The 12,978-nt window shown below is 64.9% G+C and carries 14 protein-coding genes and 1 pseudogene; 8 read left to right on the top strand and 7 right to left on the bottom strand.

Annotated features, from left to right (window positions below; translation table 11 throughout):
• Window positions 1–62 precede the first annotated feature (62 nt).
• The 3 genes and pseudogenes from AW271_RS17510 to AW271_RS17500 all read left to right on the top strand — a co-directional run.
• A complete protein-coding gene (locus AW271_RS17510) occupies window positions 63–932 on the top strand; it encodes an ABC transporter substrate-binding protein (RefSeq protein WP_062338036.1) in 870 nt (289 codons plus the stop codon).
• Window position 933: 1 nt separating this feature from the next.
• Complete coding sequence (locus AW271_RS17505; protein WP_062338034.1) at window positions 934–1,635, top strand: ABC transporter permease; 702 nt, start codon at window positions 934–936, stop codon at window positions 1,633–1,635.
• Window positions 1,636–1,670: 35 nt separating this feature from the next.
• A pseudogene (locus tag AW271_RS17500) lies at window positions 1,671–2,618 on the top strand (ABC transporter ATP-binding protein); the annotation flags it as partial.
• 18 nt (window positions 2,619–2,636) lie between these two features.
• Here AW271_RS17500 and AW271_RS17495 read toward each other — a convergent pair.
• Window positions 2,637–3,137 carry a hypothetical protein gene (locus tag AW271_RS17495; protein WP_157554281.1) on the bottom strand — a complete coding sequence of 167 codons (501 nt, stop codon included), beginning with the start codon at window positions 3,135–3,137 and terminating at the stop codon, window positions 2,637–2,639.
• Window positions 3,138–3,332: 195 nt separating this feature from the next.
• Here AW271_RS17495 and AW271_RS17490 point away from each other — a divergent pair, with 195 nt between their 5' ends.
• The gene (locus AW271_RS17490) at window positions 3,333–3,623 is read left to right on the top strand and encodes a hypothetical protein (RefSeq protein ID WP_062338028.1); all 291 of its coding nucleotides are present in this window, start codon (window positions 3,333–3,335) and stop codon (window positions 3,621–3,623) included.
• 979 nt (window positions 3,624–4,602) lie between these two features.
• Here the strand turns inward: AW271_RS17490 and AW271_RS17485 are convergent.
• From AW271_RS17485 to AW271_RS17475, 3 genes are all read right to left on the bottom strand, one after another.
• Window positions 4,603–4,878 carry a hypothetical protein gene (locus AW271_RS17485; RefSeq protein ID WP_062338026.1) on the bottom strand — a complete coding sequence of 92 codons (276 nt, stop codon included), beginning with the start codon at window positions 4,876–4,878 and terminating at the stop codon, window positions 4,603–4,605.
• Window positions 4,879–5,083: 205 nt separating this feature from the next.
• Window positions 5,084–5,443: a hypothetical protein gene (locus tag AW271_RS17480; protein ID WP_157554277.1), complete on the bottom strand. Its 360-nt coding sequence runs from the start codon at window positions 5,441–5,443 to the stop codon at window positions 5,084–5,086.
• Between the two features lie 100 nt (window positions 5,444–5,543).
• Window positions 5,544–6,134: an SMI1/KNR4 family protein gene (locus tag AW271_RS17475; RefSeq protein WP_083976773.1), complete on the bottom strand. Its 591-nt coding sequence runs from the start codon at window positions 6,132–6,134 to the stop codon at window positions 5,544–5,546.
• A gap of 365 nt (window positions 6,135–6,499) precedes the next feature.
• Between AW271_RS17475 and AW271_RS17470 the strand changes: the two genes are divergently transcribed.
• Window positions 6,500–6,796, top strand: coding sequence for a hypothetical protein (locus tag AW271_RS17470; RefSeq protein ID WP_157554275.1), 297 nt, complete (start codon window positions 6,500–6,502; stop codon window positions 6,794–6,796).
• 69 nt (window positions 6,797–6,865) lie between these two features.
• Here the strand turns inward: AW271_RS17470 and AW271_RS17465 are convergent, their stop codons facing one another.
• On the bottom strand, window positions 6,866–7,411 hold the full coding sequence (locus AW271_RS17465; protein WP_062338018.1) for a hypothetical protein: 546 nt from the start codon (window positions 7,409–7,411) through the stop codon (window positions 6,866–6,868).
• Between the two features lie 750 nt (window positions 7,412–8,161).
• Between AW271_RS17465 and AW271_RS39755 the strand changes: the two genes are divergently transcribed.
• Complete coding sequence (locus AW271_RS39755) at window positions 8,162–8,782, top strand: SMI1/KNR4 family protein (RefSeq protein WP_157554273.1); 621 nt, start codon at window positions 8,162–8,164, stop codon at window positions 8,780–8,782.
• 671 nt (window positions 8,783–9,453) lie between these two features.
• Here AW271_RS39755 and AW271_RS17455 read toward each other — a convergent pair.
• Together AW271_RS17455 and AW271_RS17450 are read right to left on the bottom strand one after the other, a co-directional pair.
• Window positions 9,454–9,822 carry a DUF5615 family PIN-like protein gene (locus AW271_RS17455; RefSeq protein ID WP_062338014.1) on the bottom strand — a complete coding sequence of 123 codons (369 nt, stop codon included), beginning with the start codon at window positions 9,820–9,822 and terminating at the stop codon, window positions 9,454–9,456.
• Complete coding sequence (locus AW271_RS17450; RefSeq protein ID WP_218008079.1) at window positions 9,819–10,121, bottom strand: DUF433 domain-containing protein; 303 nt, start codon at window positions 10,119–10,121, stop codon at window positions 9,819–9,821. Before AW271_RS17450 ends, AW271_RS17455 begins: the two co-directional genes overlap by 4 nt.
• Window positions 10,122–11,800: 1,679 nt before the next feature.
• Between AW271_RS17450 and AW271_RS17445 the strand changes: the two genes are divergently transcribed.
• The gene (locus AW271_RS17445) at window positions 11,801–12,085 is read left to right on the top strand and encodes a hypothetical protein (protein ID WP_062338010.1); all 285 of its coding nucleotides are present in this window, start codon (window positions 11,801–11,803) and stop codon (window positions 12,083–12,085) included.
• A gap of 311 nt (window positions 12,086–12,396) precedes the next feature.
• Entirely contained in the window at window positions 12,397–12,924 is a 528-nt protein-coding gene (locus AW271_RS17440) for a hypothetical protein (RefSeq protein WP_062338008.1), read from the top strand.
• The last annotated feature ends 54 nt before the right edge of the window (window positions 12,925–12,978 follow it).

The following is a 12,978-nucleotide window of genomic DNA, read 5'->3' as shown; positions in this document are numbered from 1 at the left end:
GCTTGCATACTGCATACTTAATCTTTGCACTGCTCTGTAGTACTTCAGAAGGGGCCACAGCGATGCGAAGAGCGCTGACCGTCGTTTCCGCGTGGATCGCCGCGATCGTGCTGGCAGGATGCGGAACCGCCGCCACCTCCGGCGGAGCGGCGTCGCAGGCCCCGGCCGAGAAATCCCTGATCCTGGCCACCACGACCAGCACCCAAGACAGCGGCCTCCTCGACGAACTGCTGCCCGCCTTCACCCGCGACAGCGGCTGGCAGGTCAAGACCCTGGCGGTCGGCAGCGGCCAGGCCATCGAACTGGGCCGGCGCGGCGAGGCCGACGCGCTCCTGGTGCATTCCCCGGCCGCCGAGCTGGAGTTCGTCGCCGAGGGCACCACCGGTTCGCGGCGCCTGGTCATGCACAACGACTTCGTCCTGCTGGGCCCCAAGGACGACCCGGCCGACATCAAGGGCGCGAGCGCCACCGAGGCGATGAAGAAGATCGCGACAGCTGAGGCCGTGTTCGTCTCCCGAGGTGACGAATCCGGTACGCATGCCAAGGAGAAAGGCCTGTGGCCCAAGGCCGGCGTGACTCCTGGCGGATCCTGGTACCAGTCGACCGGCCAGGGCATGGGCGAGACCTTGCGCGTCGCCAGCGAGAAGGCCGGCTACACCCTGTCCGACCGGGCCACCTATCTGGCTCAGCGCGGCAGCCTCGCGCTCGACGTGCTCAGCGAGGGCGACCCCGGCCTGCTGAACGTCTACCACGTCATCGAGATGACCAAGAAGGCCGGGCAGCTGGTGCAGCCCGAAGGGGCGAAGGCGTTCGCCGACTGGATCGTCGCCGCGCCGGCGCAGCAGATCATCGGCGAGTTCGGCCGCGCGAAGTTCGGCCAGCCGTTGTTCACCCCCGACGCCGGCAAGGACGAGTCGACCCTGGGCCAGTGACATGGACGTCCTGCTCGACGGCCTCGTCGACGCGGTCAGGCTGCTCCTCACCGGAGACCAGGACAGCTGGTCGATCACCGCGCTGACTCTGCGCGTCTCGTTGACCGCGACCGCGATCGCCCTGCTGCTGGGCCTGCCGCTGGGCGCGACCATCGCCCTGGCGCGCTTCCCCGGCCGCCGGATCGCGTTGGCCGCGGCGAACACCGGCATGGGCATGCCGCCGGTGGTGGTCGGCCTGTTCGTCACCGTGCTGCTGTGGCGCAGCGGCCCGATCGGCGGCCTGGGCCTGCTCTACACCCCGACCGCGATGGTCATCGCCCAGGCCGCCATCGCGACCCCGATCGTGGTCGCCCTGGTCGCCGCCGCCCTGCAGCAGGTCGACCCCGACTTCCGCGTACAGATGCAGGCTCTGGGCGCGACCCCGATCCGGGCCTTCGCGGCGCTGCTGGGCGAAGCCCGGTTGCCGCTGCTGGCCGCGGCGATGGCCGCGTTCGGCGCGGTGGTGAGCGAGGTGGGAGCCGCGCAGATGGTCGGCGGCAACCTGGCCGGCCAGACCCGCGTGCTCACCACGGCGGCCGTCCTGGCCACCAGCAGAGGCCAGTTCTCGCTGGCGATCGCGTTCGGCCTGATCCTGCTGCTGATCGCGTTCTGCGTGAACCTGTCGCTGACCCTGATCCAGCAACGGCAGACAGCGCTGAGATGAGCACCGGAATCGGCTGCCGCAACCTCCGCGTGTACGCCGGCCGCCGGGAACTGCTCAGCGTGCCGGACCTGCACGTGGCCTCCGGACGCACCCTGGCGGTGCTGGGCCCCAACGGCGCCGGCAAATCGACGCTGCTGCGCGCCCTGGGCCACCTCAGCAACCACCGCGTCACCGGAGAAGTCCTCCTCGACGGCCGCCCCGCACCGCGCTCAGTGATGCGCGACGCGGTGGTGGCCGTGCTGCAACGACCGATCATGCGCCGCGGCACGGTGGCCGCCAACGTGATCACCGGCCTGCGATTCCGCGGCATGAACCACCGCGAGGCACGTACCCGCGCATGGCCTTGGATCGAGGCGCTCGGCCTGGAGCCCCTCGTCGACCGGGACGCCCGCAGCCTGTCGATCGGCGAGGCCCAGCGGGTCAGCATCACCCGCGCGCTGGCGGTCGGCCCTCGGGTGCTGCTGCTCGACGAGCCGTTCAGCGGCCTCGACAGCACCACCCGCGCTGACCTGCTCGCCGACCTACGCGCCGCGCTGACCGGCCGGCCGACTGCCACGATCCTGGTCACCCACGACCGCCATGAGGCCCTCGCCCTGGCCGAGGACACCGCGCTCCTGATCGACGGCCAGATCCGCCAGCACGGCCCGACCGCCGAGGTGCTCGACAACCCCGGCGACGTCGACACGGCCCGGTTGCTCGGCTACACCAACCTTCTGTCACCGGCTCTCACCGGCGGAACGCAGACGCTCGTCGCGCGGCCCGAACACACCCACCTCGCCCTGGGCGACGAAAGCGATGACGCGTGGGTGGTGAGCGGAACCCTCCGCCGGACGGTCGCACTCGGCGTCGCCACCCGCATCGACGTGGATACGCCTGCCGGGCCGCTGACCTGCCTGCATCCCGGCGACGTACTCGGAACCGAGCTTCCCCCGATCGGCAGCGACGTCCGAGTCAGGATCTGGCAGGCACGCTCATTGACATGACGATCAGGCATCCCCGTTTCATGGTTCGCCACGCAGGGGAATGGGCGACCTGGAGATCGTCGCTCCGGGTGTCAACCGAGTCCCCTGCGGTGTGGGAGGGGCGAACTCGGCCGGCGCGTCGACGGGTTGGGTGGCGATCAGTCGCTGGCGGAATCCGCGCCCGTCCATCCAGACCTCGACCATCGTGCGCAAGCTCAGCGCTGCGGCCGCGGCCGGCGCCCACCGCTCCCGGTCCAGCAGGGAATCGAAGAAGCCCAACAAGGGCACACCGTGCTCGTCAGTCACGTGGGGTTGATCGTCTACCACGGTGAAGCGCAGGTCGCCGGCGATCTCGACGCTGACGTTCCAGGGTTCCCCGTTGTGAAGGGCGTCCATGACCACGGCACGCAGCACCTCGGTCGGCAGGTCAGGGCTCTGCTGACCGACTCCGAAATACATGGCAGGGCGCTTCCGGACCGCATCTTCGAAGCGCAGCACCGTGATGTGCTCGGCTGAGTACAGCGGCTTCTCCCCTTGCATGGTCGTCTCCACGTCCCATCACGTGCTGTCCTCATGAGGAGTTCCCGCATGACCCGCCCGCCACGAGGCGCGACAGGGTTCCGAGACCACAGGACGGAGCCACCACAGTTGACCGACCCGCGACTCTTCGCCTCAGTCTGCTACGAGGCTGCTCGGCGCGTGCGCGGCAGAGTCCTGGAGATCAGACCACCCGGCGTGACGCCCAACTTTCACACAGCCATCATGACGTGCGGAGATCTGACTGTCGGCGTGCTCGGCCACATGCACCTACCGCTCATTGCGGTCGCCGAGGTGTCGGCAGGTGATGTGGTCTTCATCGACGGCCGTGACGACCTTCGGGAAGCGTTGCAGGCGTCGGGTTCCTTCCGGCTGATGACCAGAAGCGAGCTGGAGACCCCCATCGACTCGACCGACCCATCGGAGCCCGATATCGCATATTGGAAACCCGCGACCCTCGGTGAGTTGCTGTTCAATTACTGGGATTAGGCGGCACCGAGCTGATCGCCAGACTGCTGTCCGACATGGTGGAGAGCAGCCTGGTTGGATAACCGCCATGACGGATTGGTCCCGGCTCGCGCATGCCTACGGCTCCGCGGAGGACATTCCCGATCTACTCGATCAGCTCGTACCGGATCCCGGCGCGGACGTATGGGGCGAGCTGTGGTCGTGCACCTGCCACCAGCTGACGGCGCGAGCTTCGCCGCGCTTCCTCATCTGACGGACATCGCCCGAAGCTGGGCTCCCGCCGACCGCACGATGATCCTCTCCCTCGGCGGCTCGATCGTGGCCGGGGCGACAGCCACACGGAGTCGGCGACGTACGGTCCATGCTCCGGAGATCGAAGAACTGCTGCGCCTGACCAATGAGACCCTGCGCGCCGCCATTGACGAGGATTCGTTCACCTACCTGCTCCCTCTTCGGAGACGCGACCTGCTCCGACTGCAAAACCACATTCCACGTGGCCGACCAAGTCATCAAGGAGTACAGCCACGGCTGGAATTGAGCTTGGGCTGCGAACACTCGACGGCCGGCTGGGTGGAGCAGTGGTCAGGGCCAACCCGCTGGCCCCGGTCTTGTTCCGAGTGGACGTGAACGAGATGATCAGGATCACGCCTCAGCCACCCCGGGATCCTTCTCATGATCAATTCCAAGCACTAAGACGATTCGGGGTATTGCGATGGTGGCGTATCTCCATCAGCCGCCGTTGATCGTGTGGCGCTATTCCTCGCCGGGCGACCATCTTCGGGAGTTGATTCACGACACCGTCTCAAGTGTGCCGAGCTCTGTCGAGTGGCATGTCGACACGTCTGGAAAGAACTGGGTGATATTGCCGTCGAGACTGCACCAGGAGTACGCGCGCCAAAGCAGGGGACTCGTATACCGGGAGTATTAGGCGATCTGAAGCGTTCGGATCAGCTTTTCTGCGTAAACTCAACGACTGAGGCCAAGCTGTCGTGGTGCGGCGTCAGCTCGTGAGTAGGAACACGAGGTATGTGCTTGGGCACAGCGTCCATCCGCACCAGAACGAGAGAGTCTCCGGTGACCGCGTGGTTGTGAATACGACGATGACTCTGACCACGCCGACAACCAGGAACACGAACGGCGTATAGAGCATGAGGATCGGTAGCAGGGCGAGGCTGAACGTCAGCACAGCGACAATGAAGCCAACAGCCACGTAGATACTAAGAGCCGAGACCGCACCGAGCAGGCCCCGTAACAGATACGTCGCCGACCAATCCACGATCGGATCATCCTCAGGGCGAGCGGGTAATGGCAAGAGCATTTGGACGTTGCTTCGTCCTCGGCGGTCGGTCGAGATGCGGGCCCCGCGAAGGCGCCGAGAGCGGGTGAGGGCAATCGAAACCACGTTGTCAGCTGACAGCCCGTTTGGGCGTAAGGCCGATCCTGATCGACCCCTGGTCTTCCGGTCTCAAAGCTCGCTGATCTCAGCTGGTCGAGCCGCCAGTCCACGGTTCGGGCGGCATGAGAGCCAGAGCGTTCCGAGCGACGCCCCTCACCTGCTCCCACGTCGGATGGCTCCGCAACCCTTCAGCACTCCAAGGGGCTGAACCCTCCTCAGTGAGAGCGGTGGTGTGCTGATCAATCGCGTCGAGATACGCGGACAGCTCCTCACTGATCCAGCCGGCCTCCCTCGACAACCACGACGCCTGATACGCGGCGTCGAAATCAAGAGCCAACTCATCCGGGCACATCACCGAGCCAAGCCAGTCGATCTGATCCGAGGCGGACCAACTGAGATGGCCCAATGCCTCGCGCATGAGCTTCCAGTTACCCACGGCCAGCACGCGTTCATCGTGCCGCATGCCGCGCCGCCCGATCACCCCGTCTGCCGTCGATCGGTCCTGGGCTGGTCGGTGTGTCCCGGGTCGATGGGGGTCGAGATGATCAAGCTTCCACCTCCCGCTCCCCACGGGGCTGCGCGTGTGCCTCAGCGATCACCCCGGAGCCGGAACGATGGGGCTGGTCGAGCCAGGTCATGTACCACTCGGAGAAGTCGCGTTCTCGGACTATGCCACCGTCGGCGCAGCGGTCGTCGAACCAGACCTCGCCGTTCAACGCCAGACGATGGAACGCCCCGCAGCCGAACTCGGCTCGCACCATGGAGCCGGTGATCCAGTGACCGTCGCCGTAGTTCTCAGGCTGCGTTTCGAGCGGGGGATTCCAGTCGGCCGTGTGAGGGAACGGGGTCGTATAGAAGTTTAGCGGCCCTTCACGGCTTTCCATCGCGTCCAGGCGGAACGCCTTCTCGACGTCGTACAGCCCGTAAGAGGGTCCTGCTCCACCGTTCCCCACCTCCATGAGGAATGCCCGGAAGGACTCGGGCAACTCAACGCCGATTTTCCTTTCGAACGCAGTGACCTCCCGCGCCGTGAGTCGCGGCCCAAGGCGATGGCGCCTAGCGCCGAAAATCTTGTGCTCCGGATCCCGTTGCTGGATTTCCGCAAGTCGGCGATGGATGCGCTCAACGTTCCACACGGTCTGCTCCAGCTGGGCTGTTGAGGAAGGACAAGAACGTACACTGTCTGACCGCCGCGCGAGCCGCCGGCCCCTGATACCCAATGGTGAATTCGGTCCCAAAAGGTTAGCGACTGGCTTGGGCGCTCCGGCGGTGGTCACGCTCGAAGCCAATTCGATGTCCGCGACAGCCCGGTCAGGGATTTTTGCGCCGTGGGCAGGCTCGCCGCCTCCCGCGCATGTGCTTCGCCAGGATGTCGGCCACCTCGTCGCTGGGGGGCGGCTGTAGAGAAAGTGGCGGATGTCCTCCCGCGTGCCTGGGCCGCCACCCGCTGAACCTGCACACGCCACGGCCCGGAGTCCACGCTGGCTGGTACAAATACGGCATGAGCGGACTCGCGGACCATTCCCCACAGCCGAAGGTGCAACTGGCCCGGCCGGTCTACAGCCGGAGGTACCGCGTGTGGGCCCGCGTGCTCCTGTGGACGCCGATCGCGATCACGGTGGCCGGTGTCATTCTCGGACTGGGGCTGTTCGCAGCCGCTGATGCCGACCCGACGCACGGTTCGTCCGCGCTCGGCTATTTGGGCATCGTCGTGTGGGGCGGTCTCGTGGTTCTGTCGCCGGTCCTGCTCGGGTCGTTCGTCGCCGGGCTGGTCATGCTGATCCGCGCGCGCCACTGAGGTCGCGACGCCGCCGCGTCGGCCGACATACTGACCGGCTCGAAGACCTGATCCGTGAAGGCGGGCAGCTCATCCTGCCCTGAGGTCCGGCCGCGGCCGGCCGTTGTGACGCAGCCGGAGCCGTCGCCGGGGGTGCGAGCGCAGCACCGGATGGAGGTTCCAGCCCTGTTCCGAGGCGACGCGCAGGGCGTAACCGGCGCCGGCGCCGCGGAAGTAGTGCGCACCGAGTTCCAGGTCGCGGTAGTACTCGCGACGGTGTTGGGAGGTCTCCACACGTCGGGTCTGCTTCTCGACACGCCGGTCCACGCGCGCTCGGTAGTACGCCGTGTCGCCCTCCCGCACCAGCGCCACCGGCGTCACGCACCAGAGCGGGACGAACGGCAGCTGACCCAATGTGGCGTCCAGCATTCGTATCGCGCCCTTCTCGGCACGAGGCACCATGTAGACGATCAACTGAACTACCGCCGCCAAGCAGTAGAAGAAGATCGCGAGGACGATCCACACCACCCACCACAGCGGCAGGAACACCAGCGTTAAGGGGAGAAGCAGCAGCCAGCGCAGTGCCGCCGGGCGGATGGGAAGCGGCCCCCAGGTCGGGTCGTCGTAGTCAGGCACGGACGGTGTTTCCTCTCGGGGTCGCCATCGCTCGACAGTGCGCCGGTGAGCCTACGCGGAGAGACGACCGACCCGCACGAAGCAGCGGGCCGAGCCGACCCTGGTACCAGCGAGGGTCCTCTCAACCGACCGGACCCCAAGATCAAAGGCCGGTATGGCAGTGACGCTCCACTGGTTTGAGCAGCCGGACTTCTCCCGCATAGAACGGGGAGAGCCCGTTGTGGCTGTCATCCCAGCGTGCTCACTGGACCGCCGGATACGACGGCACGCCGGTGACTGAGGCGGTGCTTGCTCGGCTTATCCATGCTGATAATCGCGCCACTCCCATTAGCGCTGGCCGCAATGGCACCGTTGAGGCGGCAGAACTGGCTGATCGCATTCCTGCGCCAGAGCACGATCTGGACTGTGCCGGCAGCGGGAAGGGAATCGCTTGCATGGTTGATCCAGCACGCGGCCGGTGAGATTGGAGCGGGTGAGGGGAATCGAACCCGCGCTGTCAGCTTGGGAATAGGTTACTGATCTTGACGTGCTGAGCTGGGAAAACACCGGTACAGGTCAGAGTCGGCCGATTGACCGTGAGTCCTCACGATTCACCGCTGATCGCAGCTCGTTCTGGCCGCACGGATCTGGCAAGCGAACGGTGCTTCTGTGTTGGGGGCTTTGTCGGTCGAAGCTGGCAGCATGCAGCCTTGTGGACGTGGGCAACTTCTGGCTCTTCCTCCAGTGGTCCTCGCATGCGGAGTGCCGATCATGACGGAGGATGAGATCTTCGAAGCTATACGGTCAAACCCTGGGCGTGATGTGTTACCGGTGGCCTCCTCCGAGGCGGTCGCTGAGGCTGAAGAGGCCATCGGTTACCCGCTTCCTTCACTGCTGCGGCGGCTGTATCTGGAGGTGGGGAACGGAGGTTTCGGTCCTCGCGGTGGCATCATCGGTGTACGGGGATATGACTTTTGGAAGAGCGACAGCTTCCCGGACATCACTGACTCTGCTCTGGGATTTCGGGCCGAGTCCGACGGACGATGCGCGGGCATGATCCAGTTGCTGGAGTGGGGGTGCGGACTCGCCTCCCTGCTGGATTGCCGCGATCCCAAGGGCGCACTGTGGGGGTGGGACCCCAATCGGTGCTGCTTGGATCATGCACTTTTCCCTCAGGACATCACCTTCGCGGCATGGCTCGCGGAGTCGATCGGCCGCGATTTCGCTGAACCGTTTTATGACGGTTACTCCGAGGTCTCGGACCAAGACGAGGCAGAGACCGCGGTGAACACCATCGGAGAAGAGGAGGGACCGTGCCTGTGGTCACCGCCCCTGTGGGTGAAGGGCAGGCAGGTCGGCACCTATGAGCGCCGTCACATGTCCGATGACTGACGAGTTGGCTTTTTCGTCAGCGAGTACGGGGCCCGCCGAGGAGTAGCGCATCTACCACGATCGGGGCTGAGGCGATCTCGGTTTCGCGTCCGACCTGGACTACGACGCTGAGAGCGAGTGACGGGAATCGAACCCGCGCTGTTCAACTTGGGATACATCAACTGATCTTGGCTCGCTGACCTGCGGAAACGAACGCCTAGGGGGCAGGAGCAGGCCAGCCGATACGACCTTGCCGGACAGGTGGCCGGAGCCTGTCGGGTGGCCGGCCAGGCGAAGCCGTAACGGAAGAAAGTCCTGACGAGCGAAGCGAGATCAATCCGAGCGAAGCGAGGCCTGTCCAGGGAGCGCGAGGGGCGGAGCCCTTCGCAAGGAGCGCAGCGACCCAGAGCGACAGCGATGTCAGGACGCGACAGCGGCTCGGGGGAGCGTGAGGGGGCGATAGCCCTCTGTCAGCAGAGGTCTGGAGGTCGCCCCCCAGAGTGACTCGTAAGAGCGGGTGACGGGAATCGAACCCGCGCTGTCAGCTCGGGAACCAACTGCTGAAGGCTGATACCTGAGCTGGGTAAATCCAGTCCAACTCAAGTGAAGACGGTTGACCGTGACAACCCGTGAGAGCCTTTGAGCGACCCCGGCGTTCTGGCACGGATCTGGCACGGGGATCATCGAGGGCCTCAACGCAGGGGAAGTGCTCGCACACGGATGCCGTTCGGCGAGAAAGCCGCGACCGCTCCCGACTCGAGATGCTCCTGGAGAACCTCGAGGTTGGCCAGAATGATGTTGACGAGTTCCGGCGGCCGGAGTCCGATCAGCTCTCGTACGAGGATGACAGAAGGTTCGGTAGCGCGGCTGTAGGCCAGAAGCGCCCCAAAGTCAGTGTCCGCGGACACGATCACCCTTCCGCTATGCACAGCGAGCTCCATGATCGTCGCGTCTGGAGCACTTGTCGCGTGGAGATCGCGTACGTGCACCGCATCGTGACCGGCCTTGCTCAACAGCTCGGCGACTCGGGGCGAAAGGTTCTCGTCAATCAGGAAGTTCACGCGGGTTCACGGAGACTGTAGAAGTGGACATTCGTGGCGGCCGCTGCGTATTCAAGCGCCTGCCTGATGTCCTCAAGCTCCAGGTCGGGGTAGTCGGAGAGGATCTCATCGAAGGTCCACCCGCCGGCGACCAGCCTCACCAGCGTCTCGACGGACATGCGCAGGCCCCGGATGGTCGGCTTGCCTTCGAGCCTTCCAGGCTCAACGGTGATCCGATCGAAGTTCATGGTGTCAGCCTCCTCCTCTGATGATGCCAGCTCGGTCGCGGAAAGAAGTCTCGGACTGATGACGCCAACCAACTGGCTCCGGCCGCTGGAGCCACTCTGAAAAAGCGAGTTTCCTGACAGGTGGCCGAAGTCAGTCGGGTGGCCGGCCAGGCGAAGCCGTAACGGAAATGGATCAAGCGAGCGAAGCGAGATCCAGACGAGCGAAGCGAGGCCCTGCCAGGGAGCGCGAGGGGCGGAGCCCTTCGCCAGGAGCGAAGCGACCCAGAGCGATAGCGATGACGGGACCGCGAGAGCGGGCCTGGGGGAGCGTGAGGGGGCGAAGCCCTCTGACATCGGGGGTCTGGGGGTCGCCCCCCAGAATGACAAAAGCCCCGCGAAGGTGGTCCGAAGGCCACCGAGCAGGGCTCGCCCGAGAGCGGGTGACGGGAATCGAACCCGCGCTGTCAGCTTGGGCATCATCAACCGATCTTGCTGCCCTGAGCTGGGAAAACAGGGGTGCAGGTCAGGGCGAGGCGAGTGCCCCTGCTTCCCTGCGAGTGACCGTGGATTCCCGCCTGTTCTGGCACGCATCTGGCACACGAACAAGGTTGTTCTGACCGCTTCCCTACCATGATCATGTCGGGCTCGATCAATGGCTTGTAGTATCTGGAGGCCAAGGCCAGAGCGCACCGCATGATCGAAATCGAAGTTCCTTCTGCCGTGAAGAGAGCATGAGAGCTGCGTCTCATTAGGGGAATGGTGCGACGATCATGACTCTGCGCTGGGGCTCTCCTGCCCGGCCATATCCGGCTGTTGACCCAGGCCGTAAAACCGGAAGACGGTTTCACGTTGTCGCTCGATTGAAGCTATCTCGTGGGGCTGCGCTGGTGCGAACAAGTCGACTTCCTCGGGTGGGTTCCCTGGAGGTTTGGAAGCCAAGACGTATCCAAAGCGGCCGTTGGTGAACTGTCGGAGCAAGCCTGATGGCCAGACATCCGCTCGTGCTCCTTGGCAGCAAAGGTTGAGGCCTTCGGCTTCCAATCGGCAGCGGAGATCGATGAGGCAATCCAGCAAGTCCTCGCCCTCTACATCCATTAGGAGGCTGCGGCACATGAACGTGAGCCGGGCCGGCACAGAGTCATAGAGCGTGAGGGTCGCCACTGTGGTCTTTCCCTCGTGGTCGACAACGTCTAGTTGGATGGCTTCCTCGGGGGATGTCTGCATAGACGATCAGCTTAAGGTTCTTGAGGTACGAGCAGAATCGGCAAGCGTCTCCGCAGACATGACCTTGTCGGCCACAGTGGTCGGGTGGCCGGAGCTGGTCGGGCGGCCGCCCAGGCGAAGCCGTAACGGAAGAAAAGCTTGAACGAGCGAAGCGAGCAGCAGCCCGAGCGAAGCGAGGCCCGTCCAGGGAGCGCGAGGGGCGGAGCCCTTCGCCAGGAGCGAAGCGACCCGGAGCGCAGCGACGAGAGGGACGCGATAGCGGACCAGGGGGAGCGTGAGGGGGCGAAGCCCCCTGACATCGGGGGTCTGGGGGTCGCCCCCCAGAATGACAAAAGCCCCGCGAAGGTGGTCCGAAGGCCACCGAGCAGGGCTCGCCCGAGAGCGGGTGACGGGAATCGAACCCGCGCTGTCAGCTTGGGAATCACATAGATCACGCCTCGTAATGCCGCTGACCTGCGGTTGGCGCTGGTCATGAGTGACCGTGGTTGCTCCCTCATTACCCCCCTTAATGGCACGCTAATGGCACGACGGAGGGCGGCTCTACGGGGATGAACGAGCAGGTGGCAGCCGAGATCGCAGAGGAGTACCTGTCACGGTGGCGTCGTGTCGCTGTCTATGACGAACTCGCGGTCATGGAGGAGAACGGCGATAAGGACTGGGCGAACGTCACCGGAGAGGACGGGAGCGGCGCGGAGGCCCTGGCTGACGTGCTTCCCATGGCGGATCGGGCAGTCCAGTTGGTCATCGCGGTGAACGATCGTGTGCCACGCGCAAACATCGCCCCCGTGACGCGGACTGCGGTCATGCGCCCGGATGGCACCTGTGCGGAGTAGACGGAGAGTGGAGCGCCTGCGCACCTGATGGCAGTGGCGCGCAACCCTGCGGATTGAAGATCGAACTTCTATCTGTGCCGGCTGGTTGAATGCAGCTCAGTGGCCAAAGGCTTGGGAGCACCTTGAACTGCGATTCAAACTGAACCGTCCGCTCAGACCTACTCGATCAGCTCGTACCGGATCCCGGCGCGGAGGTATGGGACGAGCTGTGGTCGTGCATCTGCCACCAGCTGACGGTCTACCCGGCGAGCTTCGCCGCGCTTCCCCATCTGACTGAGATCGCCCGAAGCTGGGCTCCCGCCGACCGCACGATGATCCTCTCCCTTTGTGGCTCGATCGTGGCCGGGGCGAGACAGCCACACGGAGCCGGGGACGTACGCACGATCCATGCTCCGGAGATCGAAGAACTGCTGCGCCTGACCAACGAGACCATGCGCGCCGCCATTGACGAGGACTCATTCACCTACATGCTGCAGGCGGTGCTTGCCTTCGAGAACGTGCCGGTATGGGACGAAATGCTGGAGCAGTTGGTGCAAGGGGAGTTCGAGCTGGAGAACTGTCCCAGTTGCGGTGTCCATCTCTTCGTCGCGATCGGCGCGGACGGCTATTTCGCTACCTCGGGCGACTATGCGATCGAGCACGACCCTCCGAAGAGTGAGTTGACTCCCGTGGTTCCCTCTGGGCTCGACCTTGTGGCACGGCGAATGTACGACATGGCGCAGAGTCTTGGCCGCGAGAACCTCGCGATGAGACTGCTCTACCTCTTCGGAGAGGCGACCTGTCCCGACTGCCGGAAAACGTTCCAAGTGGCCGACCAAGTGATCAAGGAATACAGTTAGGCACGGGTCGGAATCATTCGGCGACCTGGACGTGCTGTCAGCTTGGGAATCATC

This window comes from Herbidospora sakaeratensis, from assembly GCF_001570525.1.
Lineage (GTDB): Bacteria > Actinomycetota > Actinomycetes > Streptosporangiales > Streptosporangiaceae > Herbidospora > Herbidospora sakaeratensis.
This window is presented reverse-complemented; position numbering and strand designations above follow the sequence as displayed.

Bases quoted from the DNA above. Each gene is read 5' to 3' on its own strand.
- AW271_RS17510 (WP_062338036.1), top strand. From the start codon at position 63: ATGCGAAGAGCGCTGACCGTCGTTTCCGCGTGGATCGCCGCGATCGTG.
- AW271_RS39755 (WP_157554273.1), top strand. From the start codon at position 8,162: ATGACGGAGGATGAGATCTTCGAAGCTATACGGTCAAACCCTGGGCGT.
- AW271_RS17470 (WP_157554275.1), top strand. From the start codon at position 6,500: ATGAGCGGACTCGCGGACCATTCCCCACAGCCGAAGGTGCAACTGGCC.
- AW271_RS17445 (WP_062338010.1), top strand. From the start codon at position 11,801: ATGAACGAGCAGGTGGCAGCCGAGATCGCAGAGGAGTACCTGTCACGG.
- AW271_RS17440 (WP_062338008.1), top strand. From the start codon at position 12,397: ATGATCCTCTCCCTTTGTGGCTCGATCGTGGCCGGGGCGAGACAGCCA.
- AW271_RS17505 (WP_062338034.1), top strand. From the start codon at position 934: ATGGACGTCCTGCTCGACGGCCTCGTCGACGCGGTCAGGCTGCTCCTC.
- AW271_RS17495 (WP_157554281.1), bottom strand. From the start codon at position 3,137: ATGCAAGGGGAGAAGCCGCTGTACTCAGCCGAGCACATCACGGTGCTG.